Below are 25,920 nucleotides of genomic sequence, written 5' to 3' on the forward strand. Positions count from 1 at the left end.
GACGTGTTCGAGTAGATCCCCGAACAGTGGTTGCGTCCTGCCGTCCGGTACCGGAATACTCCCGTCCGTTGCTTGGCATGGCCACGGCTTTTGCGGTGTGTCATGCCTTTGACAGCGCATCCTCCGGGTCCGCCCCCACATGTTCTGCGGGCCCAACCCCCCACTGGAGGTCATGAGTTGCAGCACCGACGAGTTACCAAGCGGCGTACCGTCATCGCCGGAGCCGGCGCGACCGCGGTTGCGGCCGCGGCGATCCTGCTTCCCAACGCCAACGCCGTACCCACCGGAACCGCCGCCCCCGGCCCGAAGGCGCTCACCCCCCGTGCCGCCGTCGAGCTGGCCTCCACCCTCGTGGAGGACCTCGGATCCGGGACGGCCGGGTCCTACTACGACGAGAGGACCGACCGGCTCACCGTCAACGTCGTCGACGCGGAAGCCGCCGAGGACGTCCGCCGGGCCGGCGCCGTGGCGAGGATCGTCGAGAACAGCACCGCCGAACTCAGGTCCGCCCGCGCAGAGATCGGCGAGACGGCCGAACAGGTTCCCGGCACCGCCTGGGCCGTGGACCCGCGCACCAACCGGGTCGTCGTCACCGCGGACACCACCGTCACGGACAAGGCCTGGGACAGGCTCGAGCAGGCCGTCGACGCCCTCGGCGGGAAGGCCGTCATCAAGAAGGCAGAGGGGGAGTTCAAGCCCTTCGTCTCCGGCGGCGACGCCATCCACAGCGGCGGCGGCCGCTGCTCCCTGGGCTTCAACGTCACCGTCGACGGCGCCCCGGCCTTCATCACCGCCGGACACTGCGGGGACGCCGGCTCCTCCTGGGAGGACGGCCAGGGCTCCGCGATCGGCACCATGGAGGACTCGCAGTTCCCGGAGAACGACTACGCCCTGGTGAAGTACGCCGACGCCTCGGCCGACGCGCCGAGCGAGGTCAACCTCTACGGCGGCACCCAGCGGATAACCGGTGCCGCCGAGGCCACCGTCGGCATGGCCGTGAAGCGCAGCGGCTCCACCACCCAGGTGCACGACGGCAAGGTCACCGGTCTGAACGCCACCGTCAACTACGGCAGCGGACAGATCGTCAACGGCCTGATCCAGACCGACGTGTGCGCCGAGCCCGGGGACAGCGGCGGCTCGCTCTTCGCGGGCGAATCGGCCGTGGGCCTGACCTCCGGCGGCAGCGGTGACTGCTCCTCCGGCGGCACCACGTTCTTCCAGCCGGTCACCGAGGCGCTCAGCGCCTACGGCGCGCAGATCGGCTGACGCCCCGGCACATCGGCCGACCGCACCACCCGCACCACCCGCCCCGACCGGGGCACCGCAGCCGTGCCCGTCACCGCCCCACCGGTGACGGGCACGGCCGCGTTACGGGGACGGCGGTGCGGGAGAGAAGAGGACGGCGCCCGGCCGGTACGCCCGACGACCCGTCACCGCCCGTCGCGGAAAGGCCGTCGCGGAAAGGCCGTTGCGGCCTCACGCGCCGGTGCGCCCGATGGCGTCGCGCACCGCGTCCTCGCTGCGGCCGACCACCGCGGTGCCGTCGTCGGCGGTGATGATGGGACGCTGGATCAGGGACGGGTGCCGGGAGAGCGCCTCGACCCAGCGCGGCCGGTCGGCAGGGGTGCGGGTCCATCCGGCGATGCCCAGTTCGGCGGCGGCCGGCTCGCCGGTGCGCGTGATGTCCCACGGCTCCAGGCCCAGCCGGTCCAGGACGGCGGTCAGCTCGGCCTCGGTGGGCGGGTCGTCCAGGTAGCGGCGCACCGTGTAGTCGGCCTCGGCGCCGTCCAGGATCTCCACGGCGGACCGGCACTTCGAGCAGGCGGGGTTGATCCAGATCTCCATGCCGCCACTGTATGGCCACGGCCCGCCCCGCCCCGCGGCCCCTGCGGCCCGCCCGCCCGTCCCCGGGTCGCGCGCCCCGCCGGGCCCCCGCCGTCCCGGTATGCGGACACCGGACGTGATCGTCGCCTCTTCCGGGTTTCGGCCGGCGACGCGGCGGGCGCAGCATGGAAGGGTGACCGGCATGACGCAGAACCACCGCGCCGCAGTGCTCGACCTGGTCGAATCCGCCGTCGACCCGGGTACCTGGAGCAGCTGGGACGAACCCCTGGGCGAACTGCCCGCCGACCCCGCCTACCGCGCCGACCTGGAACGGGCCCGGGAACGCACCGGCCTCGACGAGTCGGTGATCACCGGGGAGGGGCTGATCGGAGGACGGCGGGTCGCGCTCGTCGCCTGCGAGTTCGGCTTCCTGGCCGGCTCGATCGGGGTCGCGGCCGGGGAGCGGCTGGTGCGCGCGGTCGAGCGCGCCACGCGCGAACGGCTCCCGCTCCTGGCCACCCCCGCCTCCGGCGGCACGCGGATGCAGGAGGGGACCGTCGCCTTCCTGCAGATGGTCAAGGTGGCCGCGGCGATCACCGACCACAAGGCGGCCGGACTGCCCTACCTGGTCTACCTGCGCCACCCCACCACGGGCGGGGTCCTGGCCTCGTGGGGGTCGCTGGGCCACATGACGGCGGCCGAGCCGGGGGCGCTGATCGGCTTCCTCGGCCCCCGGGTCCACGAGGCCCTGTACGGGGAGAAGTTCCCCGAGGGCGTGCAGACGGCGGAGAACCTGCTGGCCAACGGCCTGGTCGACGCCGTCCTGCCGCCGGAGCAGTTGCACGGCGTCGCCTCGCGCGCCCTGTCCGTCCTGGCCCGCGGCACGAACGGCACGAACGGCACGAACGGCACGGGCGGTGCGGCGGGGGCTGAGGCTGCCGCCACGAAACAGCCCGCGGGGCCCGCGCCCGGCTTCGACGGCCCGGCCGCCGCGAGGCCCTCGCCCGTGCCCGCGGCCGTCGCGTCGGCGCCCCCGGCCGGGGAGTCGATCGAGCGCTCCCGGCGTGCCGACCGCCCCTCGCTGCGGGCCCTGCTCAAGCTGGCCGCCACCGAGGTGACCCCGCTCAACGGCACCGGCGCGGGCGAGCGCGACCCGGGACTGATGCTCGCCCTGGCGAGCTTCGGCGCGACCCCGTGCGTGGTGGTCGGCCACGACCGGGGCAGCAGCCGCGGTCCCCGTCCCGCGCCGGTGGGTCCCGCCGGGCTGCGCGAGGCCCGCCGCGGCATGCGGATGGCGGCCGAGCTCGGCCTGCCGCTGGTGTCGGTCATAGACACCGCCGGGGCGGCGCTGTCGAAGGAGGCGGAGGAGGGCGGCCTCGCGGCCGAGATCGCCCGCTGCCTGGCCGACCTGGTGACCCTGCCCGCGCCCACCCTGTGCCTGCTCCTCGGCCAGGGCGCGGGCGGCGGCGCCCTGGCGCTCCTGCCCGCGGACCGGGTGCTCGCCGCCCGCCACGCCTGGCTGTCCCCGCTGCCGCCCGAGGGCGCCTCGGCGATCCTGTACCGGACGACGGAGCGCGCCATGGAGGTGGCGGCCCGGCAGGGAGTGCGCTCCGCCGACCTGCTGGCCAACCGCATCGTCGACCGGATCGTGGAGGAGGACGGCGGCCCGGAGGCGTTCCTGCGGCGGCTGGGCGGCGCGCTCGGGGAGGAGCTGTCCGCGCTCGCCGCACGCGAGGACGCCGAACGGCTCGCCTCCCGCCGCACCCGCTACCGCGACCTCGGCCTGCGCCGCCCGTAGCCGTCCGGCGGCCGGTCCCGGCGAACGGCACCCGGCACGGCACCCGGCGGTCGGTCCCGGCACCCGGCCGCCGGGACCGGCGTCCGCGGCAGCGGTGCGGACGCCCTAGGCTGGTCGCCCGACGGCACCGGCGGGAGGAAGTGCACCGTGCAGGCAGATCAGCAGGAGACACCGGCCGCCCCGCCGTTCCCGGCCACCGGGCGGAGGGTGCTGGTCAGCGGCGCCTCGCGCGGCATCGGCCGCGCGGTGGCGCGGGCGTTCGCGGCCAACGGCGACCGGGTGGCCGTGCACTGGGCCAGCCGCCGCGAGGACGCCGAGGCCACCCTGGCCGGACTGCCCGGGACGGGGCACGTGCTGCTGGGCGCCGACCTGGCGGACCCCGACGGGGCGGCCCGGCTGGCGGAGGAGGCGACCGCCGCACTCGGGGGCATCGACGTCCTGGTCAACAACGCGGCCGTCAACACCGCGCACCCGCCGGCCGGCACCGCCTACGCCGACTGGACGGCGGCCTGGCGGCAGCACGTCTCCGTCAACCTCCTCGGCACGGCCAACCTCAGCCACCTCGCGGCGGACCGGATGATCGCGCAGGGCACGGGCGGGCGCATCGTCAACGTCGGTTCGCGCGGGGCCTTCCGCGGCGAGCCGGACCACCCCGCCTACGGGGCGACCAAGGCGGCGGTGCACGCACTCGGACAGTCCCTCGCCGTCGCGCTCGCCCCGTACGGCATCGCCGTGACCTCCGTCGCGCCGGGGTTCGTCGAGACCGACCGGGTCGCCCACCGGCTGGCGGGGGAGCAGGGCGCGGCGATCCGCGCCCAGAGCCCCTTCGGCCGCGTCGCCGCGCCCGAGGAGATCGCGTCCGCCGTGCTGTGGCTGGCCTCGCCGGAGGCGCTGTGGGCCTCCGGCACCGTCGTCGACCTCAACGGGGCCTCCCACCTGAGGACCTGAGAGTCTGAGGGCCCGGGGGCCCGGGGCGGTTTCGTGCGGTCCGTGGCAGGTGCCGCGGACAGAAGGGACAGGAAGCAGTGGCAGGAATCATCGACAAGGTCGCCTGGATCCGGGTCGAGGAGGGCAAGGTCCTCAGCACCCGGTCCCGGGGGAAGGACGCGTACTACTTCCCCGGCGGCAAGCGCGAGGCGGGCGAGAGCGACCTGCAGACCCTGGTCCGGGAGGCGGCGGAGGAGCTCACGGTGGAGGTGCTCCCGGAGACCGCCTCCCTCATGGGCGTCTACGAGGCGCAGGCGCACGGCCGCGCCGACGGCGTCCTCGTCCGCATGACCTGCATGACCGCCGACTACCGCGGCACGTTGACGCCCAGCAGCGAGATCGAGGAAGTGGTCTGGCTGACGTACGCGGACCGCGACCGGGTCTCCCCGGTCGACCGGTTGATCCTCGACGACCTCAGGGCGTCGGGCCGGCTGCTCTGACCGCGGGACGGCGAAGGACGCGGGCAAGGGCGCCGACGCCCTCGGGGGTGCCGGGCACGCCCCTCCCGGACGGCGGCCTGGCGCACAATGAGTGCGACAACGCCGTGCCCGTGGGGAGAACCGCCGTGAGCCTGAAGATCACCATCGATCCCGAGTCCGCCGTCGCGCCGTTCGAGCAGGTGCGGTCCCAGGTCTCGGAGCAGGCGCGGGACGGACGCCTGCCGGTGGGCCACCGGATGCCGACGGTGCGGGGGCTCGCGGCGGAACTCGGCCTGGCGGCGAACACGGTGGCCAAGGCGTACCGGGCGCTGGAGGGCGACGGGGTGATCGAGACCCGCGGCCGCAACGGCACGTTCGTCGCCGCGGCCGGTGACGCCGCCGACCGGGAGGCCGCGGCTGCGGCCGCCACCTACGCCGAGCGGGTGCGGCGGCTCGGGCTGGACCGGGCCGCCGCCCTCGCCGCGGTGGACGAGGCGGTCCGCGCGGCGTACGGGGACGCGGAACCGCAGCGCTGAGCCGCAGGCGCCGTGTCCGCGCGGTCCACGCGCCGTGCGGTCCGTGCGGCGCGGGATCAGTGCCGCAGGGCGCGGCGGATCCCGTAGGCGGCCGCGCCGGCGGCGAGGACGGCGGCCCCGGAGACCACGGAGGTCGCCGGGAGGGCCAGGGCCAGGGCGGCGCAGCCGGCCAGGCCGACGACCGGGACGATCCGCGGCGCGCGGCCCTCGTCGCGGCGCAGGGTCAGCGCGCTCGCGTTGGCCACCGCGTAGTACGCCAGCACGCCGAACGAGGAGAAGCCGATCGCGCCGCGCACGTCGGCGGTGGCCGCCAGGACCGCGACCACGACGCCGACCGCCGCCCCCGCGCGGTGCGGGACGTGGAAGCGCGGGTGCACCGCGCCCAGGGCGCGCGGCAGGTGGCCGTCGCGGGCCATCGCGGAGGCGGTGCGGGAGACGCCCAGGATCAGGGCGAGGAGCGAGCCGAGGGCGGCCACCGCCGCTCCGACGCGCACCACGGGCGCCAGCCGGCCGGCCCCCGCCGCCTCCACCGCGCGGGCCAGCGGGTCGGCGGCGGCGGCCACGCCGTCCGGGCCCAGGGCGGCCAGGAGCGCGACGGCCACGCAGGCGTAGACCGCCAGGGCGATTCCCAGGGCGATCGGGATCGCCCTGGGAATGGTCCGGGAGGGGTCGCGGACCTCCGAGCCGAGGGTGGCGATGCGGGCGTACCCTGCGAAGGCGAAGAACAGCAGGCCGGCGGCCTGGAGCAGGCCGCCGGCGGTGAGGTCCGCCGCGGAGCCGAGGAGGCCGGACGCTCCGGTCCCGCCGACGCGTTCGCCGGTCGCGCAGGCCACGACCACCGCGGCCAGGACGGCCAGTACCGTCGCGACGATCGCCCGGGTGAGCCACGCGGCCTTCTGGACGCCGACGTGGTTGACGGCGGTGAGCGCCACCACGGCGGCCACCGCCACTGCGTGCGCGTGCTCCGGCCAGGCGTAGGCGCCCACGGTCAGCGCCATCGCCGCGCAACTGGCGGTCTTGCCGACCACGAACGCCCAGCCGGCCAGGTAGCCCCACAGCTCTCCCAGCCGTTCGCGGCCGTACACGTACGTCCCGCCGGAGGCGGGGTACAGGGCGGCGAGGCGGGCCGAGGAGGTGGTGTTGCAGTAGGCGACGACGGCGGCGAGCGCGAGCGCGAGGAGAAGGCCGGTCCCGGACCCCGCGGCGGCGGCAGCGGGCGCGAAGGCCGCGAAGACCCCGGCTCCGATCATGGCGCCCAGGCCGACGACCACGGCGTCGAACGTGCCGAGGCGGCGTGCCGGGGGAACCGGCACCGCGCCGGACGGGCCGGCGCCGGACGGGTTGGTGCCGGGCACGGCGTCGGGAACGCCGCCCGGGGTGCCGCCGGCGCGGCCGGCGCCGCCCCCGCCCGCGGGAGAGGCCCCCGAGTCCGGCGGTGTCGCGTCTGTGCCAGTGCCCATGCCCATGTCCCGTGCGCTCCGAGTCGTCCGAGGTGATCGGTCCGATGCAGCGCCGACCCTACAACGGCCGCCCGGGGCGGAACGGGCCCCCGGACGCGGTCCTCCTCCCGCTCCCGCCCTCCCCGCCCCCGCCCTGTTCCCGCCCTGTTCCCGCCCACCGGCCCCGGTCCGCGCGGCCGGCCGGAACCGGCGGGCCGGAGCGGCCGGGGCGCGGGTCACAGGTACAGGCCGTCTGCGGCCTCGACGGGTGCGGTCGGCATGTCCGGGCCTCCCCGCCGCATCGCGAACAGTTCGGCGAGGGTGGCGCCCGAGGGGCCGACGGACGCCGCGGCCGGGTGGCCCCGGCCCAGCCAGCCCAGGGCCTCGGCGCGGGTGAGCGGCCCGACCTCGATCCGGGCCAGGCACCGGCCCGGCCGGACCACGGCGGGGTGGAGGCGTTCGAGGTCCTCGTTGGTGGTGATGCCGACCAGGACGTTGCGGCCCTGGCCGAGCAGGCCGTCGGTGAGGTTGAGCAGGCGGGACAGTGCCTGGCCGGCCGCGTGCTTGGCCTCGCCGCGGATCAGTTCGTCGCAGTCCTCCAGGAGCAGCAGCCGCCACTTCCCGCTGCCGCCGTCGCCGTCCTCCTCGCCGATGCTGATGTCCATCAGGTAGCCGGGGTCGTTGAACAGCCGTTCCGGGTCGAGCACGCAGTCCACCCGGCACCAGTCCTGCCAGGAGCGGGCGAGGGTGCGCAGGGCCGAGGTCTTGCCCGTGCCGGGCGGGCCGTGGAGCAGGAGGAGGCGGCCGGTGACGTCGTCGGGGGTGAGCTTCATCAGGCGGTCCACGGCCTCCGCGACGGGGGCCGAGTAGTTGGGGCGGACCTCCTCCCAGGGCGAGGCGCCGATCCGCCGCCGGGTGCGGTGGGGACCGCGCCGCGGGGACAGGTGCCAGAAGCCCATCTCCACGTCGTCGGGCTGGGGTTCGGGTTCCAGTTCGGCGCCCTCGACGGCCCGGGCCAGGACCTGCTCGGCCAGTTCGTCGTCGACGGCGACGACCGTCACCTGCGCGCCCCGCCTCCAGCGCTCGGCCTCGACGGTGAAGCCCTCGCCCTCGGCCAGCACGGTGCTGCGGTCGCTGTCCCGGAAGGAGTACAGGACGGTGGCGTCCTCGGGGAGCAGGCCGGCCTCCGGCCGCACCTGCTGCAGCGAGGCGGCGCGCGCGAACGGCTGCTCCCCGGAGGCGAACCGGCGCAGGAGCAGCGCGTCCAGGGCGGTGTGCAGGGTGCTGTCGTCGGAGAGGCCGAGGCGGAGGGGCAGGGGGGAGTGCGGCGGCGGTGAGTCGTTCGTGGCCTGCTCCCGGGGGAGGAAGGGGTGCGCGGAAGGCATGCGCCACATGATCCGGCACCGGTGGGGCCCGGGCACGTGGTTTTCCGGGACGCGCGGTTCTCCGGCCCGCACCGCCTGCCGTCGGGCCCGCTCCGGCCGCCTGCGCGCCCCGGCCGTGTGCGCGCCCCGCCCGTACGCGCGCCCCGCCCGTATGCGCGCGTACGCCGCGGGCCCGGGGAGGGTCCGCGGCGTACGCGTGTCACCGTCTGCGGTCACCGGCCGGAACGGCCGGGCCGGATCAGGGGACGAGCCTGAGCAGCTTGTTCGGGGAACCGCTGCCCGGGCTGGTGATGACGTTGGAGGTGGCGCCGTTGACCAGGGCGGTGCTCACCTGGGCCGGGGTGGCGGAGGTGTGGCCGGCCAGGTAGACGGCGGCGGCGCCGGCCACGTGCGGGGTGGCCATCGAGGTGCCGGAGATGGTGTTGGTGGCCGTGTCCGTGGTGTGCCAGGCGGAGGTGATGGACGAGCCGGGGGCGAAGATGTCCAGGATCGAGCCGTAGTTGGAGAAGCTGGAACGGGCGTCGGTGTTGGTCGTGGAGCCGACCGTGATCGCCTCGGCCACCCGGGCGGGGGAGGACGTGGAGGCGTTGGTGTTGGAGTTGCCCGCGGCCACCGCGTAGGTGACGCCGGAGGCGATGGAGTTCTTCACCGCGTTGTCCAGGGCGGTGCTGGCGCCGCCGCCGAGGCTCATGTTGGCCACGGCCGGCTTCTGGGCGTTGGCGGTCACCCAGTCGATGCCCTTGATGACGCCGGCGGTGGTGCCGGAGCCGTTGTTGTCCAACACGCGCACGCCGACGATCTTGGCCTTCTTGGCGACGCCGTAGGTGCTGCCGGCGATGGTGCCGGCGACGTGGGTGCCGTGGCCGTTGCCGTCCTGGGCGACGTTGTCGTTGTCGACCGCGTCGTAGCCGTTGAACGCACGGCCGCCGAACTGGCTGTGGGAGATGCGCACGCCGGTGTCGATGACGTACGCGGTCACGCCCTGGCCCGCGGAGTCGGGGTAGGTGTAGGAGCCGTTGAGCGGCAGGGCGGCCTGGTCGATGCGGTCCAGGCCCCAGGTGGCACCGGTCTGGGTGGCGTCGACCTGGACCTTGACGTCCTGGACGACGGACTCCACGGCCGGGTCCGCGGCCAGCTGCTTGGCCTCGGTCTCGGTGAGCTGGGCGGCGTAGCCGTTCAGCGCCGCCTTGTAGGTGTGCTTGATCGTTCCGCCGTGCTCCTTGACGACGTTTCGGCCGGCGGCGGAGGCGGCCTTCAGACCGGTGTCCTTCTTGAGCGTGACGATGTAGCTGCCCTTGACCGCGTCGGCGGATCCGGCGCCGATGATGCGGCCCTCGGCGGGAGCGGCCTGGGCGGGAACCGCGGCGGCGCCGAGGGTGACGGCCGCGACGACGGCGGTGGCTGCCGCTGCGAACCGGGTCTTGGTGTGACGCATCACTGCCATGAGGGGTTTTCCTCCGGTTTGGGACGTGGGGGTGTCCGTGGGGTGGACAACGCCGATGCGCGTAGACGTGGGGTGAAGCTCTCCGCTACCGACGGGTGAAAGGTTGGTGCATTGGCGTGTTCAAATCAAGAGTGCTGAGGCATTGTCATATCCGTGACACACCGCGGCAATCAGAAGCCGGACAAGTCCGAACTTTTTCTTGAACGGCCCAAGGGCGCTGCTTCCGGACAAGTGGCAGAGATCCTGCTACAGGAGGACCCATGAGACTGTTCCGCCGTACCGCCTCGGCGCTCGCCGCCGTTCTCCTCGCCTCGGCAGGCGTTCTGACGGGCGCTTCGCAGGCCGCCGCCGCCACCCCCGCCTACGTCGCCCTCGGCGACAGCTACTCCTCCGGCACCGGTGCCGGGGACTACGGCGACAGCGGCAGCTGCAAGCGCAGCGCCAACTCCTACCCGGCGCTGTGGGCCGCCGCCAACGCGCCCTCCTCCTTCTCCTTCACCGCCTGCTCGGGCGCGACGACCAGCACCGTCACCAGCGGGCAGCTGGCGCCGCTGAACTCCTCCACCGGCCTGGTCAGCGTCAGTGCCGGCGGCAACGACGTCGGCTTCGCCGACGTCATGACCACCTGCGTCCTGCAGAACGAGAGCGCCTGCCTGTCGGCCGTGGCCACCGCCCGCTCACAGATGGACAGCATGCTCCCGGGCCGGCTGAACACCATGTACTCGGCGATCCGCAGCAAGGCCCCCAACGCCAAGGTCGTCGTCCTGGGCTACCCGCGCCTGTACAAGCTCAACGGCACCTGCATCGCCGGCCTGCGCGAGAGCGAGCGCGCCGCGCTCAACGACGCCTCCGACCACCTCAACAGCGTGATCTCCGCCCGCGCCGCGGCCCACGGCTACACCTTCGGCGACGTGCGCGGCACCTTCACCGGCCACGAGATCTGCTCCGGCGACTCCTGGATCCACAGCGTCACCTTCCCCATCGTCAACTCCTACCACCCCAACAAGAAGGGCCAGGCCGGCGGCTACCTGCCCGTCCTCAGCGCCAAGGCCTGACCGCTCCCGCACCACTTCCTCCGGCGGGCCGCGACCCGGTCCCGCCGCCCGGCCCGGCCGACCGGTGACGACGTCCCACCCCGTGGACACCGGCCGGCCGGACCGCCGAAACCGGGGCAGGGCATCACCGAACATCAATTCCTGTTGCACATAACGTGCCGAACAGTCAGACTCGTGCGGCGCCGGACGTTGTGGAAGGCGTCCTTCCGGCGCTGCCCCTCCCGGTGCGCCGGACCGGCGGGGGAGCCGTGGCCGTCGGGGGAGGGCATCGTACGCGCGCACCGCGGGGGATCTGCGGCGGGCGGCCGGTGCCCAAGGCCACGGCGCCGCCCGTGGGAACAGGCCCGCCGGGACTCCCGGCGGGCCTGATGCGTCGGGGCCGCCGTGCCGGGACGTCACGACCGGGGACACCGCAGCCGGGAACGTCACGGCGAGGACGCGGCGATCGTGTACGCGGCCGGAGGCATGTGCGCCGGGCCCGTGCTCCCGGGCACCCCTGCTGTGATTCCCCTTGCGGGGCCGGAAATACGCTTCTGGCGAAAGGGAGTTGTAGGGTTACCCTGCCCGGGCCGGGTGCCCTCGTACGGGTGGGGAGTGTCATGGACCAGATAACGATGCGCAACAGGGCCCGAGTCCCTGCGATCAACTGCGGCGGAAGTGCGTCGAGCGCACGGCTCGACCGGCACCTGTCCGTGCTCGGGGGGCCGGCCGTCCCCTCCCGCGAGACGGAAGAGGCCGCCCGCCTGATGCGCGAGCTGACCACGCGTGACCCCGCCCGCGCGAACGCCGCACGCGGAAGCCACGTCTCGCTGTTCGCCCCGCTGCGGCGGCTGCGCCGCTCGCTCCTCGGCGGACACGGCCACTGACGGGCCGGAGCACGTCACCGCACCGGCCTCCTGAGCCCGCACCGGCCTCCTGAGCCCGCACCGGCCTCCTGAGCCCGTGCCCCGGCCGGCGCAGGGCACGTTCCCCCGCCGCCCGCCCGGGGAGGGGACCCGGGAAGGGGGTGCCCAGGGCGGGGACGCCCCGGGCGGAGGCGGCCCGACGGCTCACAGCAGGGCGAACTGGCCGCCCGGGCCCTCCTCCTGGTGGTCCAGGACGGAGGCGGGCCGGCGTGCACGGGGCAGTACGGGGAGGACGCCCGAGCGGTGCAGGTCGGCGACGGTGATCGCGGCGGATTCCGCGTGCAGCCGGGCGGCGAGGGCGCGCTGCGCCGGGCGCAGGCCGTCCAGGAGGGCCAGGACCGTGACCAGTTCGAGGAGTTCGGAGGTCCACGTCTGCGGCCAGGAGGCCGGCCGGACACGGGCCAGCTCGTCGGCGCCGGAGTCCTCGCCCCCGCCCGCGGGGAGGGGGGAGCGGGCGGCGAACCAGGTCTCCAGCACCCGTGTCCCGGCCGCGTGGAAGTCCCATGCGCCCTGCGGCACCGGGGCGATGCGGCCGTCCCCGAGGTGCAGCGCCTGCTCGCCGGGATCGTAGTGCACGGAGGCGGGGAAGCCCGCGGGCCCGGAGGGGACGGCGGCGCGGACGAACGGGCGCTGCCCCCCGGGCATCCGCGGCCGCCCGGAGGGCCGGTCGCGGGCCGGGTCGGCGCAGCGGTCGCCCCGGGTGTGCAGCCAGACCATCCGGCGGCCGGTCTCCACGCCCTCCCGCCACAGCCCGGGGGACGCGGTGAGCGGCACGCCGCAGCCGCCGGCCCCGTGCCGGGCGGTCGCGGTCGCCCAGGCGAGGAAGTCCTCGGCGGTGACGTCGGCGCCCAGGCGGTCCGAGAGGAGGCCGAGCAGTCCGGGGGCGAGGTTGGGCTCGGCCCCGCCCGGGCGGCGGTACAGGGGCCGGATGCGGCCGGGGCGGCCGGCCGGCGAGCGGCCGTCGGGCAGCAGGGCCGAGGGGACCAGCGGCGGCCCGGGCGCGTCGGGGACGCGCGGCTGCTCGACGGCGAAGAGCTGCCGGTCGTCGGCGACGCGCCACAGTTCCGGGCGGGCCCGGTCGATCAGGCGGTGGTCCGGGATCAGCCACTGGTGGTCGAAGGCGCCGCGCAGGATCCGCACCGGGGCGGGGCAGGGGCCGTCGGCGTCGGCCAGGGGCCCGGTTCCGGCGGTGTGGCCGGGGAGCTGTGCGACGGCGGTGCGCAGGGAGCGTGCCCGGCTGGGGCGGAAGAGTTCGGCGGCCCGCTCCGGGGTGTCCGCGTCGAGCAGGCGCGTCCAGCGGGCCCTCAGCGACTCGGGGTCGGGGGCCGTGACCCAGGCGCGCCCCGTCTGCAGCGGCGGCACCGACCACGGCATGAGGTCGGCCAGCAGAGGTGTCCCGGAGGCGTGCGGTCCGTCGCCGGACCGGCCCCCGGACCCGATCGCCCCCACCCGGTCCCCTTCCTCTTCCTCACGAAGCGGCGGTCGGCCCCTACTGTACTGGGGCCCCGCCCGGCGGGGCGGTGCGACAGGCACGGGCCCGCCGGGCCCGCGGGGGTTCCGCGCGGGCCCCGGAGGACCGCCTCCGGGCCCCCGCAGGGAGACCTACCGGTCGGTACGATGCGGGGCGCGGCCGACGTGCCGTCCGCCGCGCCGCCCGCCCGCCCGCCCCGGGGCCGACGTCGACCGGCTGCCGGGCGGAGGCCGGCCGGACCCGCTGCCCGGCGCCGCCGTCCTCGGCACCGTCCCCGTCCGGGCGGCCCGGGCGCGGGCGGCCGGAACGCCGTGACCCACGGCACATCCTCCCCGTTCTGGCGCGCCCCAACTAGCGCCGCTAGTTTGGACGTGCACCGTACCCGGACCACGAAGGACGACGACGTGACGAAGGCCCGCGACGCGCTCTACATCGACGGTGCTTGGCGGCCGTCCGGCAGCAGCGACGTGATCGAGGTGGTCGACCCGGCCGACGAGCAGGTGATCGGCACCGTGCCGGCCGGCACCGCGGACGACGTGGACGCCGCGGTGCGCGCCGCGCGCGCCGCCCTCCCCGGCTGGGCCGCGACCCCGCCGGCCGAGCGCGCCGCCCGGCTGGCCGCGCTGCGCGACGGCCTGGCCGCCCGCCGCGACGAGGTCGCGGACACGATCACCGCCGAGCTGGGCGCACCCCTCGGCGTGAGCCGGAAGGTCCACGCGGCCGTACCGGTCGCCGTGGCCGGCTCCTACGCCGACATGCTGGAGACCTTCTCCTTCGAGGAGAAGGTCGGCAACTCCACCGTGCTCCTGGAGCCGGTGGGCGTGGTGGGCGCCATCACCCCGTGGAACTACCCGCTGCACCAGATCGTGGCCAAGGCGGCCCCGGCCCTGGCGGCCGGCTGCACCGTGGTGCTCAAGCCGGCCGAGGACACCCCGCTCACCGCGCAGCTGTTCACCGAGGTGGTGCACGAGGCCGGCGTCCCGGCGGGCGTGTTCAACCTGGTCACCGGTCTGGGCCCGGTCGCCGGCCAGGCACTGGCCGAGCACGACGGGGTGGACCTGGTCTCCTTCACCGGCTCCACGGCGGTCGGCAGGCTCGTCGGCGCCACCGCGGGGAGGGCCGTCAAGCGCGTCGCCCTGGAACTGGGCGGCAAGTCGGCGAACGTGATCCTGCCCGACGCGGACCTGGCCCTGGCGGTCAAGGTCGGCGTGGGCAACGTCTTCACCAACTCCGGCCAGACCTGCAGCGCCTGGACCCGGGTGCTGGTCCGCGACGACCAGTACGACGAGGCGGTGGAGCTGGCGGTGAAGGCCGCCGCCAGGTACACCGTCGGCGACCCCCGCGACGAGGCGTCCCGCCTGGGCCCGGTGGTCAACGCGAAGCAGCGCGACCGGGTCCGCGGCTACATCGAGCAGGGCGTCGCCGAGGGCGCCAGGATCGTCGCGGGCGGCCCGGAGGCCCCCGAGGGCCTCGAGCGCGGCTACTACGTCCGCCCGACCGTCTTCGCCGACGTCACCGAGGACATGACGATCGCCCGGGAGGAGATCTTCGGCCCGGTGATCTCCTTCATCCGCTACCGGGACGAGGAGGACGCGCTGCGCATCGCCAACAACACCGTCTACGGCCTGGCCGGCGCGGTGTGGTCGGCGGACCCGGCGCGCGCGGAGGCGTTCGCCCGCCGGATGGAGACCGGCCAGGTCGACATCAACGGCGGCCGGTTCAACCCGCTGGCGCCCTTCGGCGGTTACAAGCAGTCCGGGGTGGGCCGGGAGCTGGGCTCCCACGGCCTCGCCGAGTACCTGCAGACCAAGTCCCTCCAGTTCTGAACCCGGTGGTTCGCCGACCGGGCGGTTCGCGAGCCGAGTGGTTCGCCGACCGGGCGGTTCGCGAGCCGAGTGGTTCGTGAGCCCGGTGCAGGCCCGCCCGCGGGCCTGCACCCCCCTTCCCGCCACGCCGAGAACCGAGGAGAACCGTGGTCCGCGCCGTCGTACTGCCCGCCGTCGGAGCACCGCCGGAGATCGTGGAGATCGACCTCCCCGAGCCCGGCCCGGGCCGGGTGAGGATCCGCCTGGCCGCCGCCGGGGTGTGCCACTCCGACCTGTCCCTGACCAACGGCGTGCTCTCCCATCCCGTGCCGCTGGTACTGGGCCACGAGGGCGCGGGCACGGTCACCGCCGTCGGCGAGGGCGTCACCGCCGTCGCCCCCGGCGACAGGGTCGTCATCAACTGGGCCCCCTCGTGCGGGGCGTGCCACTTCTGCGGGCTCGGCGAGCCCTGGCTGTGCGCCAACGCCATGGCCGGCTGCGCCGTGCCGTACGCCAGGCGCCGCGACGACGGCTCCGACCTCCACCCGGGGCTGGGCACGGGGGCCTTCGCGGAGGAGACCGTGGTCCCCGAGCGGGCCGTGCTGCCCCTGCCGGACGGCGTGCCGCCGGACGACGCGGCGCTCCTGGGCTGCGCGGTGCTGACCGGCTACGGCGCGGTGCACAACGCGGCCCGGGTGCGCGAGGGCGAGTCGGTCGCCGTCCTCGGCGTCGGCGGCGTCGGCCTGGCGGTGCTGCAGTCGGCGCGCATCGCCGGGGCGGGGCCGATCGTCGCGGTCGACGTCTCCCCGGAGAAGGAGGAGCTGGCCCGGGCCGCCGGGGCCACGGACTTCGTGCTCGCCGCGGACGAGCCCGCCCGCCGCATCCGGAAGATCACCGGAGGGATCGGCGCCGACCACGCCGTCGAGTGCGTGGGGCGGGCGGAGACGATCCGCGCGGCCTGGTCCTCCACCCGGCGCGGCGGCCGCACCACCGTCGTCGGCATCGGCGGCAAGGAGCAGAAGGTCTCGTTCTCGGCCATCGAGATCTTCCACTTCGCACGCACCCTCTCCGGCTGCGTCTACGGCAACAGCGACCCGGCCCGGGACCTGCCGGTCCTGGCCGAGCACGTGCTGGCCGGCCGGCTGGACCTGTCCGGCATGGTCACCGAGCGCATCGGGCTGGACGGCGTCCCGGCTGCCTTCGACAACATGCGCGCCGGCCGCGGCGGCCGCGCCCTGGTCGTCTTTCCCTGACGGCCCGCCGCCCGCCCGTCCGTTCGTCTGCCTGCCGCCCGCCGTCGCCCCGCCCCGGCCTTGTCCGGGCCTGTTCGGGCCTGCCCGGGCCCGCACCGGTCTCAGCCGGGCAGGTCGCGGGTGAGGGGGCGGGCGGTGGCGGGCGGTGCGGCGCCCACCGCCGTGTCGTACTGGAGGGCGAGCCCGTCCACCAGGGCCCGCAGGCCCGTCTCGAAGGCCCCCTCGTCGACCCTTTCCCGGTGGTCGGCGAGCAGGTGCGCCTGGCCCAGGTGCGGGTACGAGCCCTCGTAGACCCCGGGGTCGTCCAGGAAGCCGCGGGCGAACGAGCCCAGGGCGGACCCGGCGATGAAGTAGCGCATGAGCGCGCCGATGCGGGTGGCGTGGGCGGGCGGCCAGCCCGCTCCGGTCAGGCAGCCGAAGACGGCGTCGGCCATCGCCAGCGAGGCGGGCCGCCGCCCGGGTCCCCGGGGGACGACCGGGACGATGTTGGGGTGGGCGGCCAGTGCCGCCCGGTAGGAGCGGGCCCAGCGCACCAGGGCCTCCTGCCAGTCGCAGGTGCCGAACATCGACAGGTCGGCCTCGCCGACCACCCGGTCGGCCACGGCGTCGAGGATGTCGTCCTTGGACGCGAAGTGGTTGTAGAGGGACGGCCCGCTGACTCCCAGTTCGGCGGCGAGCCGGCGGGTGGACAGCGCGGACAGGCCCTCGGCGTCGACCACGGCCAGCGCGGCGTCGACGATGCGCTCGCGGCTGAGCAGGGGTTTGCTGGGGCGGGCCATGGGGTCGATTATGGCCCCGGAGGAGCCTGGGGACGGTGCCCGGGGTGTCCGGGGACGGGCCGGCGGAACCCTGTGGGCTAAGCGCTTGCTCAGTGGTGAGGTACGGTATTCGTCCTGGCCACGGGAGAGCGGAGCGTGCGATGGGTGCGGGTGCTGGTGCGGAAGCCGGAACGGGCGCGGGGGCGGACGGGCCGGAGGCGGACGCTCCCGGGGAGCAGGCCCCGGAGGGCGACGGCGGGGGCCTGCCGGACCCCGGCGACGCCTGGGCCGACGTGACCCCGGACGCGGCGCGGCGCCTGCTCGTCGCCGCGATCGAGGCCTTCGCCGAACGCGGCTACCACGCCACCACCACCCGCGACATCGCGAGCCGTGCCGGCATGAGTCCCGCGGCACTCTACATCCACTACCGCACCAAGGAAGAACTGCTCTTCCAGATCAGCAAGGTCGGCCATCAGCGGGCCCTCGCCCTGCTGGAGAGCGCGGCCGGGGCCGGCGCGGGCGACGCGTCCCCCGCCGAGCGGCTGGGCGCGCTGGTGCGGGCCTTCGTCCGCTGGCACGCCGAGCGCCACACCACCGCCAGGGTCGTGCAGTACGAGCTGCACGCGCTCAGCGAGGAGCACTACGCCGAGGTCGCCGGGCTGCGGAGGGCCACCGAGCAGGTCGTGCGGCAGGTCATCGAGGACGGGGTGGCGGCCGGGGACTTCGACGTCGCCGACGTGCCCGGCGCGGCGCTCGCGGTGCTGTCCCTGTGCATCGACGTGGCCCGCTGGTTCAACGTGGGGGGCCGCCGGACCCCGGAGGAGGTCGGAGACCTCTACGCGGACCTGGTGCTGCGCATGGTGCGCCCGGAGAGGGCCGGCTGACGCCCGCCCGGCGGGCCGGGCGCCCGTCCCGGCCCTCGGCCTCTCGGGACGGGCTCGGCGGCCCGTCCCGTTCGCGGGGGCTCAGGAAGCGGCCAGGAACGCCCGCACGGCGGCGGTGAACTCCGCGGGCAGGGCGTCGTGCACCAGGTGGCCGGCGATCATGGTGACCAGCCGGGCGTCCGGGATCTCCTCGGCCAGCCGGGCCAGCAGCTGCTGCGGGACGTGGCTGGCGGCACCGCCGGCGACGACCAGCGTCGGCGCGGTGATCTTCTTCAGCGCGTCCCGCCAGGACGGGTCCGGATTCCTGAGCTGGTCCTTGATCGCCGGCACCACCGGCCAGTCGAACGGCAGCTCCCCGGCGGGGCGCACCGCCGGGAGCGGCTCGCAGGGCCACGGCGGGGCGGGCTCCTCCAGGACCAGCCTGCCGACCCGGTCGGGCTGCTCCTGCGCGAGCAGGAGGGCGACGGTGCCGCCCATCGAGTGGCCGACCAGGTCGACCCGTTCCAGGCCCAGGGTGTCGAGGAACGCGAGCACGTCGTCGCGCATGAGCTCGAACGAGTACGTGCCCGGCCAGTCGCTGTTCCCGTGCCCGCGCAGCTCGAGCACGTGCACCCGGTGCTCCTCGGACAGGGGACCGGCCACGTCGTCCCAGCTCGCGGCGGTGCCGCCCAGCCCGTGCAGCAGGACGACGGGCGGCGCGTCCTGGGCGCCCAGCACCCGGTGGGCCAGCCTGATGCGGCCGGTGTCGGCCGTGAGGTGATCATCCATCCGCCGAACCTACCGGCTGCACGGGCCGGCCGAGGTGATCAGGCGTAGTAACGGACGACGGTTTCGGCCACGCACACCGGCTTGTCGCCGCCCTCGCGCTCGACGGTCACGTGCAGCACCATCTGCACGCCGCCGCCCGCCTCGGAGACCTCGCCCAGCCGGGCGGTGGCGCGCAGCCGGGACCCGACCGGCACGGGGGCGGGGAAGCGGACCTTGTTGACCCCGTAGTTGACGCCCATCCTCACGCCCTCGACGTTCATCAGCTGCGGCATGAAGGCGGGGATCAGGGACAGGGTGAGGTAGCCGTGGGCGATGGTGGAGCCGAACGGGCCGCTCTCGGCCTTCTCCGGGTCGACGTGGATCCACTGGTGGTCCCCGGTCGCGTCGGCGAACAGGTCGATCCGCTTCTGGTCGATCTCGAGCCAGTCCGAGGTGCCCAGCTGCTCGCCCACGCTGCTGCGGAGCTCCTCCAGCGAAGCGAAGGTCCTGACCTGTGCCATGTTCGTGCCTCCCGACAGAGATGACTAAGCGCTCGCTCAGCATGCTTTTCCCGGCCGGGGATGTCAACGCCGGGCGCGCCGCTTCCCGCACGCCCCCGCCGTCCCGCCGTCCGCCCGGTAACCGGGTGCGATCACGCTAGGCTGCCTGTGTGACGCAGACGCCGACCGTCCACCGCGAACTCACCGTGGGCCAGCTCGCCGCGCGCAGCGGCGCCGCCGTCTCCGCCCTGCACTTCTACGAGAAGCAGGGACTGATCCGCAGCCGCCGCACCGCGGGCAACCAGCGCCGCTACACCCGGGACGCGTTGCGCAGGGTCGCCTTCATCCGCGCCTCCCAGCGGGTGGGCATCCCGCTGTCCGTCATCAAGGAGGCGCTCGAGAGCCTCCCCGACGGCCGCACCCCGAACCGGGAGGACTGGGCCAGGCTGTCCGCCCGCTGGCGCGCCGAGCTCGACTTCCGCATCGACCAGCTGACCCGCCTGCGCGACGACCTCACCGACTGCATCGGCTGCGGCTGCCTGTCCCTGGACCGCTGCGTCCTGTCCAACCCCGCGGACCAGCTCTCCGCGGAGGGGCCCGGGCCCCGCCGCCACCTCGCCGCCCAGCGGCCCCCGCGGCGCTGACCCTCCCGGGCGGGGACGGGGCGGCCTCCGCCCGGCGCCGCCCCGCCGCAGCCACCCGTCCGCCGGCGCCCCGTCCGCCAGCGCCCCGTCCTCCCGTGCCCGTTCCCCTGCACCGCCGCCGCGTCCGGCTCCCGCCGCGTCCGGCCCTTCGTGTCGGAGGCGGCGCGCTGTCCGCAACTGCCCCCGCTTCCGGCCGAATTGACGGTCGGTCGTCTTCCGTCCGACTCGTACCGGCGGTAACCTCCGGCCGTCGCCTTCCGGAGGAGCTGGAATGCACCCTCGCTCACGCACGCGTCCCCCCACCCCCACCGCGCGCCGGGTCAGGAGCACGGCCGCCGCAGCCCTGCTGGGGCTCGGGCTGGCCATGACGGCCCCGCTTCCCCCCGCCGCCGCCGCCCCCGGGACGGAGGAACCCGTCCGGGCCGCCGCGGCCGCCGACCACTGCGGCAGCCAGTGCCACGACATCCTGCCGCCCGGCCAGAACGGCAACGCCACCCTCGCCGGGATCCTGGCCCACCGGACCCTGGGCACCTACCCCAAGCACAGCCGGGACCAGCTCGCACGCTACGACTCGCTGGTCCAGGGCCACACCTCCCTCACCGACGGGCAGTTGGGAGAGTTCTTCAACGATTCCTCCTTCGGCGTCCCGGCGGACCGGGTCGAGTCCGTGGAGAAGCCCCGCGAGGACGTGACGATCACCCGGGACGAGCGCACCGGAGTGCCGCACATCCAGGGCACCACCCGCGAGGGCACCGAGTTCGGAGCCGGCTGGGCCGCCGCGCAGGACCGGCTGTGGCTGATGGACCTGTTCCGCCACATCGGCCGGGGCGAGCTGACCCCCTTCGCCGGCGGCGCGGCGGGCAACCAGGGCCTGGAGCAGCAGTTCTGGCCCTCCGCCCCGTACACCGAGGCGGACCTGCGGGCGCAGGTCGACCGGATAGCCGCCGGCAACGGCGAGCGCGGCCGTCAGGCACTGGCGGACGTGACCGCCTACGTCGCGGGGATCAACGCCTACATCGCCAAGGCCAAGAAGGACCGGGTCTTCCCCGGCGAGTACGTGCTGACCGGACACGTGGACGCCGTCACCAACGCCGGCGAGATCGAGCCGTTCGAGCTCACCGACATCGTCGCGCTCGCCTCGGTGATCGGCGCCCTCTTCGGCTCCGGCGGCGGGGGCGAGGTGGAGGCGGCGCTCTCCCTGCTGGCCGCGCAGGAGAAGTACGGCACGGCCGAGGGCACGAAGGTGTGGGAGTCGTTCCGGATGCGCGACGACTCCGAGGCGGTCCTCACCCTGCACGAGGGCGAGACCTTCCCCTACGCGACCAGGCCGGAGGACCCCAGGGGGACCGCGCTGCCCGACGCGGGCTCGGTCACCGCCGAACCCCTGGTGCACGACCGCACCGGCGGCGCGGTGTCCGCGACCGGGGAGGGGGCCGCGAAGCCGTCCGGCAAGCCCGGGCGGGCCCCCGGGAAGGCCACGAAGAAGACGCCGGGGAAGGCGCCGGGCAAGGTCCCGGAGAAGCTCGAGCCGCTGCGGGGGATCTTCGACGACGGGGTGCTCCCCGCGGACCTGTTCTCCACCCGCAAGGGCATGTCCAACGCCCTGACGGTCTCCGGCGAGCACACCGCGAGCGGCAACCCGGTCGCCGTCTTCGGCCCCCAGACCGGCTACTTCGCGCCCCAGCTGCTGATGGTCCAGGAGATCCAGGGCCCCGGCATCAGCGCCCGGGGCGCGTCCTTCGCGGGCCTGAGCTTCTACGTCCAGCTCGGCCGCGGCCAGGACTACGCCTGGAGCGCCACCTCCGCCAACCAGGACGTCACCGACACCTACGCCGTCGAACTGTGCGACCCCGCCGGCGGCCCCCCCTCCCGCGACGCACTGCACTACCTCCACCGGGGCCGGTGCGTGGCGATGGAGACCCTGGAGAAGAAGAACTCCTGGTCCCCGACGCTCGCGGACTCCACCGCGGCCGGCTCCTACCGGATGGTGGTGCACCGGACCGCGTACGGGCCGGTCACGCACCGCGCCACCGTCGGCGGCAAGCCCGTCGCCTACACCTCGCTGCGCAGTTCCTACGGGCACGAGGCCGACTCCATCATCGGCTTCCAGATGTTCAACGACCCCTCGTACGTCAAGGACGCGGCGACGTTCCAGCAGGCGGCCGAGCGGATCAACTACACCTTCAACTGGTTCTACGCCGACTCCCGGCAGACCGCCTACTACAACTCCGGGAGCAACCCGGTCCGGGCCGCCGGGGTGGACCCCTCCCTGCCGGTGAAGGCCGAACCGGCCTACGAGTGGAGCGGGTTCGACCCGTCGGACAACAGCGCCGACCACACCCCCTCCGCCGAGCACCCGCAGTCGGTCGGCCAGGACTACTACGTCTCCTGGAACAACAAGCAGGCGAAGGGGTACGACTCGGCCCGCTTCGGCAACGGCTCCGTGCACCGCGGCGACCTGCTCGACGACCGGGTGAAGGCGCTCGTCGGGCGGGGCGGGGTCACCCGTGCCGCCCTCACCCGCGCCATGGCCGAGGCCGCGGTGGCCGACCTGCGGGGCGAGCAGGTGCTGCCCGAGCTGCTGCGGGTGCTCCGCAGCGCCCCGGTGACCGACCCCGAGGCCGCCGCCGCCGTGCAGAAGCTGGAGAGCTGGGCCGCGGCCGGCGCGCTGCGCAAGGAGACCTCGCGGGGCAGCGGCACCTACGCCCACGCCGACGCGGTCCGCACCATGGACGCCTGGTGGCCGCTGCTGGTGCGGGCCCAGTTCGAGCCCGGCCTGGGCGGGAAGCTGTACGGGGCGCTGAAGGCCAACCTGGCCGTCGACGAGGCGCCCGGCGCCGGCCACGGGCCCACCGGCGGCCACGCCGGGTCGGCCTTCCAGTACGGCTGGTGGTCCTACGTGGACAAGGACCTGCGCGCCGTCCTCGGGGAGAAGGTGGACAGCCCGCTGGGGAGGACCTTCTGCGGCGGCGGTGACCTGTCCGCCTGCCGGGACGTGCTGCTGACCACCCTGAAGGCCGCCGCGGCCACCCCGGCCGCCGAGGTCTACCCCGGCGACGAGCACTGCGCGGCCGGCGACCAGTGGTGCGCCGACAGCATCGTCCAGCGGGCGGTCGGCGGCATCACGCACGACCCGGTCCACTGGCAGAACCGCCCGACCTACCAGCAGGTGGTGGAGTTCCCCTCCCACCGCTGAGCGGACGCCCCCGCGAGGGGCCGTTTCCGGCCGCGGCGTGCCCCGCGGACCCCCACCGGGTCCGCGGGGCACGCCGTGTTCCGCCTCCCGCCCGGAGGAGCCGGCGGATCCCTTTCTCCGACGCATACCGACTGGTTAGTATGCCGGGCACGGGGCGGAGCCGCCCCGCGAGGCGGAGGGATGCCGGCGTGGAATCGAGTACGGACTTCAAGGACGCGGCCGTCGTGGTGACGGGGGCGGGCGCCGGCATCGGCGCGGCACTGGCCCGGCGGTTCGCGGCCCTGGGCGCGCGGGTCGTGGTCAACGACCTGGACGCCGACGCCGCGCACGCCGTCGCAGAGGAGATCGGCGGCACGGCGGTCCCCGGGGACGCCGCGGGGGAGCAGGGCGTCGCCGAGCTGATCGAGCGGTCGCGCGCCGCCCTCGGCGGGCGCGTCGACGTCTACTGCGCCAACGCCGGGATCGCCGCGAAGGGCGGGGCCGACGCGCCCGAGGACGCCTGGTCCGCCTCCTGGGACGTGAACGTGATGGCACACGTGCGGGCGGCCCGCGCGCTGCTGCCGGAGTGGCTGGAGCGCGGCGGCGGACGGTTCGTCTCCACGGTCTCCGCGGCCGGGCTGCTGACCATGGTGGGCACCGCCCCGTACTCGGTGACCAAGCACGCCGCCCACGCGTTCGCCGAGTGGCTCTCCCTGACCTACCGCCACCGCGGCGTCTCGGTGCACGCGATCTGCCCGCAGGGTGTGCGCACCAGGATGGTCGAGGAGTCCGGCGCCGCCGGCGACCTGGTGCTCAGGCCCACCGCGATCTCCCCCGAGGCGGTCGCGGACGCACTGCTGGACGCCGTCGCGGAGAACCGCTTCCTCGTCCTCCCGCACCCGGAGGTCGGCCAGATGTACGCGGGCCGCGCCGCCGACCCGGAGCGCTGGCTGCGCGGCATGAACAAGGTGCAGCGGGCCCTGGAGGCGGTCGAGCGGGAGGCCGGAGGGCCCGCGGGGCAGCAGACCCGCGCCTGACCGGGCAGCCCCCGCCCGCGCCTGACCGGGCAGCCCCCGCACTCCGCCGCGCACCCGTCACGGGACGGCGGGCGCGCGGCGCGCACACCACCCCCACCGACACACACGAAGAAGGACCGCACCCGTATGAGCTGGTACCGCAGCAAGCCCTGGCTGGGTCAGTACGACGACGCGCTGCGCGCCGAGCCCGCGCCGCCGCCCAGCGTGCTGCACGGCTTCCGCGCCTCGGCCGCCGAGACGCCGGAGCGCACCGCGCTGGCCTACTTCGACGCGCGGCTGTCCTACCGCGAGACCGATGAACTGTCCGACGGCCTCGCCGCCCACCTGGCCGCCCGCGGCTTCCGCCCAGGCGACCGGCTGGCGATCGTGCTGCAGAACGTCCCGCAGTTCGTCGTCGCCCTGCTGGGCGCCTGGAAGGCCGGCGGCGTGGTCGTCCCGGTCAACCCCATGTACCGGGAGCGGGAGCTGGCGCACGTCCTGCACGACGCCGAGGCCGCGGCCGTGCTCTGCCACGAGGGCGCCTGGCACGACTTCGTCCGGGAGACGGTCGTCGGCTCCCCGGTGCGCATCTGCCTGATCGCGAACGAGCACGACCTGCAGACCCGCAACGACCCGCGGGTGCTCCCCGCCGCCGGCGGACCCGCCGCGGAGGGCGCCGACGATGTCCTGGCCGCCGCCCGCGCGGCCCTGGCCCAGGGGCTGCCGGTGCCCGCCGCGGCCGGCCCCGGCCCGGGGGCCACGGCCCTGATCAGCTACACCTCCGGCACCAGCGGGACGCCCAAGGGCGCCACCAACACCCACGGCAACCTGGCCTTCAACGCCGAGGGCCAGCGCCGCCTGGCGGGCCTGCCCGGGGAGGGCACGGTCTTCGTGCTGGCACCGCTGTTCCACATCACCGGCATGGTCTGCCAGCTGGCCAGTGCGCTGTGCAACCGGCTCACCCTGGCCATGGCGCACCGCTTCGAGCCGGGCGTGGTGCTGGACGCGTTCGCCGAGCACCGCCCGGTGTTCACGGTCGGCCCCTCCACCGCCTACATGGCGCTGATGGCCCATCCGCTGATGGACCGCGAGCGCTTCTCCTCCTTCACCGCCCTGTACTCCGGCGGAGCGCCCCTGCCGCCGGCCGTGGTGGAGCGGTTCCGCGAGGCCTCCGGGCAGTACCTGCACAACGGCTACGGCCTGACCGAGACCTCCGCGCCGTGCGTGGTCGTGCCCCGCGGGCGCGAGGCTCCGGTGGAGCCGGCCTCGGGCACCCTGTCCATCGGGGTGCCGGTGCCCGGGGCCGTGGTCCGCATCCTCGACGAGAAGGGCGCCGAGCTGCCGCCGGGGGAGGCCGGCGAGATTGCGGTGAGCGGGCCGATGGTGGTGCCCGGCTACTGGCGCCGGCCCGAGGAGAGCGCGGCCGCCCTGCCCGGCGGCGAGCTGCTCACCGGCGACGTCGGCCTCATGGACGCCGACGGCTGGGTGTACGTGGTCGACCGCAAGAAGGACATGATCAACGCCTCGGGCTTCAAGGTGTGGCCCCGCGAGGTCGAGGACGTGCTGTACACCCACCCCGCGGTGCGGGAGGCGGCCGTGGTGGGCATTCCGGACGAGTACCGGGGCGAGACCGTCAAGGCGTTCGTGAGCCTGCGCCCGGGGAAGGGCGCCGAGCCCGGGGAACTGGTGGCGTACTGCAAGGAGCGGCTCGCGGCCTACAAGTACCCGCGGGCGGTGGAGATCGTGGAGGAGCTGCCGAAGACCACCAGCGGCAAGATCCTGCGCCGCGAACTGCGCTGACCGCCCGGCTCCCGGCCGTGCGGCCGTGCGGCCGTCCGGCCGGGAGCCGCCGCAGCTGCCACGGCGCGCCCCGGC

22 protein-coding genes are annotated in these 25,920 nt (G+C 75.2%); 14 read left to right on the forward strand and 8 right to left on the reverse strand.

The window, feature by feature from the left end:
- The first annotated feature begins 177 nt into the window (after positions 1–177).
- On the forward strand, positions 178–1,266 hold the full coding sequence (locus tag GQS52_RS22440; RefSeq protein ID WP_182315135.1) for a S1 family peptidase: 1,089 nt from the start codon (positions 178–180) through the stop codon (positions 1,264–1,266).
- Between the two features lie 210 nt (positions 1,267–1,476).
- Here the strand turns inward: GQS52_RS22440 and GQS52_RS22445 are convergent, their stop codons facing one another.
- Complete coding sequence (locus GQS52_RS22445) at positions 1,477–1,845, reverse strand: ArsC/Spx/MgsR family protein (protein WP_182315136.1); 369 nt, start codon at positions 1,843–1,845, stop codon at positions 1,477–1,479.
- Positions 1,846–2,026: 181 nt separating this feature from the next.
- Between GQS52_RS22445 and GQS52_RS22450 the strand changes: the two genes are divergently transcribed.
- From GQS52_RS22450 to GQS52_RS22465, 4 genes are all read left to right on the forward strand, one after another.
- The gene (locus tag GQS52_RS22450) at positions 2,027–3,622 is read left to right on the forward strand and encodes a carboxyl transferase domain-containing protein (RefSeq protein ID WP_182315137.1); all 1,596 of its coding nucleotides are present in this window, start codon (positions 2,027–2,029) and stop codon (positions 3,620–3,622) included.
- Between the two features lie 147 nt (positions 3,623–3,769).
- Positions 3,770–4,570, forward strand: a complete 801-nt coding sequence (locus tag GQS52_RS22455) for an SDR family oxidoreductase (RefSeq protein WP_220472786.1) — start codon at positions 3,770–3,772, stop codon at positions 4,568–4,570.
- Between the two features lie 77 nt (positions 4,571–4,647).
- On the forward strand, positions 4,648–5,049 hold the full coding sequence (locus tag GQS52_RS22460; protein WP_182315138.1) for an NUDIX domain-containing protein: 402 nt from the start codon (positions 4,648–4,650) through the stop codon (positions 5,047–5,049).
- A 125-nt stretch (positions 5,050–5,174) separates the two neighbouring features.
- The gene (locus tag GQS52_RS22465; protein WP_182315139.1) at positions 5,175–5,564 is read left to right on the forward strand and encodes a GntR family transcriptional regulator; all 390 of its coding nucleotides are present in this window, start codon (positions 5,175–5,177) and stop codon (positions 5,562–5,564) included.
- 56 nt (positions 5,565–5,620) lie between these two features.
- Here GQS52_RS22465 and GQS52_RS22470 read toward each other — a convergent pair whose 3' ends face one another.
- The 3 genes from GQS52_RS22470 to GQS52_RS22480 all read right to left on the reverse strand — a co-directional run bounded on the left by GQS52_RS22470 (position 5,621) and on the right by GQS52_RS22480 (position 9,832).
- Positions 5,621–7,024 (reverse strand): APC family permease, encoded by a 1,404-nt coding sequence (locus GQS52_RS22470; protein WP_182315140.1) that lies wholly within the window; start codon positions 7,022–7,024, stop codon positions 5,621–5,623.
- A 215-nt stretch (positions 7,025–7,239) separates the two neighbouring features.
- Positions 7,240–8,388 carry a DUF5925 domain-containing protein gene (locus tag GQS52_RS22475; RefSeq protein WP_182315141.1) on the reverse strand — a complete coding sequence of 383 codons (1,149 nt, stop codon included), beginning with the start codon at positions 8,386–8,388 and terminating at the stop codon, positions 7,240–7,242.
- 238 nt (positions 8,389–8,626) lie between these two features.
- Positions 8,627–9,832, reverse strand: a complete 1,206-nt coding sequence (locus GQS52_RS22480) for a S8 family peptidase (RefSeq protein ID WP_182315142.1) — start codon at positions 9,830–9,832, stop codon at positions 8,627–8,629.
- A gap of 260 nt (positions 9,833–10,092) precedes the next feature.
- On the opposite strand from GQS52_RS22480, the gene GQS52_RS22485 reads away from it, so the two are divergent.
- Together GQS52_RS22485 and GQS52_RS22490 are read left to right on the forward strand one after the other, a co-directional pair.
- Positions 10,093–10,887, forward strand: coding sequence for an SGNH/GDSL hydrolase family protein (locus GQS52_RS22485; protein ID WP_182315143.1), 795 nt, complete (start codon positions 10,093–10,095; stop codon positions 10,885–10,887).
- A gap of 599 nt (positions 10,888–11,486) precedes the next feature.
- Positions 11,487–11,753, forward strand: coding sequence for a hypothetical protein (locus GQS52_RS22490; RefSeq protein WP_182315144.1), 267 nt, complete (start codon positions 11,487–11,489; stop codon positions 11,751–11,753).
- Positions 11,754–11,936: 183 nt separating this feature from the next.
- On the opposite strand, the gene GQS52_RS22495 is transcribed toward GQS52_RS22490, so the two are convergent.
- Positions 11,937–13,166, reverse strand: a complete 1,230-nt coding sequence (locus GQS52_RS22495; RefSeq protein WP_182316654.1) for a type ISP restriction/modification enzyme — start codon at positions 13,164–13,166, stop codon at positions 11,937–11,939.
- 501 nt (positions 13,167–13,667) lie between these two features.
- Between GQS52_RS22495 and GQS52_RS22500 the strand changes: the two genes are divergently transcribed.
- Both GQS52_RS22500 and GQS52_RS22505 read left to right on the forward strand, forming a co-directional pair.
- Positions 13,668–15,089 carry an aldehyde dehydrogenase family protein gene (locus tag GQS52_RS22500; protein WP_182316655.1) on the forward strand — a complete coding sequence of 474 codons (1,422 nt, stop codon included), beginning with the start codon at positions 13,668–13,670 and terminating at the stop codon, positions 15,087–15,089.
- A gap of 146 nt (positions 15,090–15,235) precedes the next feature.
- Entirely contained in the window at positions 15,236–16,321 is a 1,086-nt protein-coding gene (locus GQS52_RS22505) for a Zn-dependent alcohol dehydrogenase (protein WP_182315145.1), read from the forward strand.
- Positions 16,322–16,422: 101 nt separating this feature from the next.
- Here GQS52_RS22505 and GQS52_RS22510 read toward each other — a convergent pair whose 3' ends face one another.
- Complete coding sequence (locus tag GQS52_RS22510; protein ID WP_182315146.1) at positions 16,423–17,100, reverse strand: TetR/AcrR family transcriptional regulator; 678 nt, start codon at positions 17,098–17,100, stop codon at positions 16,423–16,425.
- Between the two features lie 140 nt (positions 17,101–17,240).
- Between GQS52_RS22510 and GQS52_RS22515 the strand changes: the two genes are divergently transcribed.
- A complete protein-coding gene (locus GQS52_RS22515) occupies positions 17,241–17,963 on the forward strand; it encodes a TetR/AcrR family transcriptional regulator (RefSeq protein WP_182315147.1) in 723 nt (240 codons plus the stop codon).
- Between the two features lie 81 nt (positions 17,964–18,044).
- Here the strand turns inward: GQS52_RS22515 and GQS52_RS22520 are convergent, their stop codons facing one another.
- Together GQS52_RS22520 and GQS52_RS22525 are read right to left on the reverse strand one after the other, a co-directional pair.
- On the reverse strand, positions 18,045–18,731 hold the full coding sequence (locus GQS52_RS22520; protein WP_182315148.1) for an alpha/beta fold hydrolase: 687 nt from the start codon (positions 18,729–18,731) through the stop codon (positions 18,045–18,047).
- Between the two features lie 38 nt (positions 18,732–18,769).
- Positions 18,770–19,231, reverse strand: coding sequence for a MaoC family dehydratase (locus tag GQS52_RS22525; protein WP_182315149.1), 462 nt, complete (start codon positions 19,229–19,231; stop codon positions 18,770–18,772).
- A gap of 149 nt (positions 19,232–19,380) precedes the next feature.
- Between GQS52_RS22525 and soxR the strand changes: the two genes are divergently transcribed.
- From soxR to GQS52_RS22545, 4 genes are all read left to right on the forward strand, one after another.
- Entirely contained in the window at positions 19,381–19,854 is a 474-nt protein-coding gene (gene soxR / locus GQS52_RS22530; protein WP_182315150.1) for a redox-sensitive transcriptional activator SoxR, read from the forward strand.
- Positions 19,855–20,218: 364 nt separating this feature from the next.
- Complete coding sequence (locus GQS52_RS22535) at positions 20,219–23,050, forward strand: penicillin acylase family protein (protein ID WP_259371179.1); 2,832 nt, start codon at positions 20,219–20,221, stop codon at positions 23,048–23,050.
- A gap of 224 nt (positions 23,051–23,274) precedes the next feature.
- Positions 23,275–24,066 carry an SDR family oxidoreductase gene (locus tag GQS52_RS22540; RefSeq protein ID WP_259371180.1) on the forward strand — a complete coding sequence of 264 codons (792 nt, stop codon included), beginning with the start codon at positions 23,275–23,277 and terminating at the stop codon, positions 24,064–24,066.
- 126 nt (positions 24,067–24,192) lie between these two features.
- Complete coding sequence (locus GQS52_RS22545) at positions 24,193–25,845, forward strand: AMP-binding protein (RefSeq protein WP_182315153.1); 1,653 nt, start codon at positions 24,193–24,195, stop codon at positions 25,843–25,845.
- Positions 25,846–25,920 lie beyond the last annotated feature (75 nt).

It is taken from the genome of Streptomyces sp. SCUT-3, assembly GCF_014083985.1.
In the GTDB taxonomy this organism is placed as follows: domain Bacteria; phylum Actinomycetota; class Actinomycetes; order Streptomycetales; family Streptomycetaceae; genus Streptomyces_H; species Streptomyces_H thermolineatus.

Excerpts from the sequence above, each read along its gene's own strand:
- GQS52_RS22445 (WP_182315136.1), bottom strand. The coding sequence starts at position 1,845 with ATGGAGATCTGGATCAACCCCGCCTGCTCGAAGTGCCGGTCCGCCGTG.
- GQS52_RS22495 (WP_182316654.1), bottom strand. The coding sequence starts at position 13,166 with ATGCCGTGGTCGGTGCCGCCGCTGCAGACGGGGCGCGCCTGGGTCACG.
- GQS52_RS22480 (WP_182315142.1), bottom strand. The coding sequence starts at position 9,832 with ATGGCAGTGATGCGTCACACCAAGACCCGGTTCGCAGCGGCAGCCACC.
- GQS52_RS22535 (WP_259371179.1), top strand. The coding sequence starts at position 20,219 with ATGACGGCCCCGCTTCCCCCCGCCGCCGCCGCCCCCGGGACGGAGGAA.
- GQS52_RS22515 (WP_182315147.1), top strand. The coding sequence starts at position 17,241 with ATGGGTGCGGGTGCTGGTGCGGAAGCCGGAACGGGCGCGGGGGCGGAC.
- GQS52_RS22485 (WP_182315143.1), top strand. The coding sequence starts at position 10,093 with ATGAGACTGTTCCGCCGTACCGCCTCGGCGCTCGCCGCCGTTCTCCTC.
- GQS52_RS22525 (WP_182315149.1), bottom strand. The coding sequence starts at position 19,231 with ATGGCACAGGTCAGGACCTTCGCTTCGCTGGAGGAGCTCCGCAGCAGC.
- GQS52_RS22545 (WP_182315153.1), top strand. The coding sequence starts at position 24,193 with ATGAGCTGGTACCGCAGCAAGCCCTGGCTGGGTCAGTACGACGACGCG.
- GQS52_RS22475 (WP_182315141.1), bottom strand. The coding sequence starts at position 8,388 with ATGCCTTCCGCGCACCCCTTCCTCCCCCGGGAGCAGGCCACGAACGAC.
- GQS52_RS22520 (WP_182315148.1), bottom strand. The coding sequence starts at position 18,731 with ATGGATGATCACCTCACGGCCGACACCGGCCGCATCAGGCTGGCCCAC.
- GQS52_RS22510 (WP_182315146.1), bottom strand. The coding sequence starts at position 17,100 with ATGGCCCGCCCCAGCAAACCCCTGCTCAGCCGCGAGCGCATCGTCGAC.
- GQS52_RS22490 (WP_182315144.1), top strand. The coding sequence starts at position 11,487 with ATGGACCAGATAACGATGCGCAACAGGGCCCGAGTCCCTGCGATCAAC.
- GQS52_RS22450 (WP_182315137.1), top strand. The coding sequence starts at position 2,027 with ATGACGCAGAACCACCGCGCCGCAGTGCTCGACCTGGTCGAATCCGCC.
- GQS52_RS22470 (WP_182315140.1), bottom strand. The coding sequence starts at position 7,024 with ATGGGCACTGGCACAGACGCGACACCGCCGGACTCGGGGGCCTCTCCC.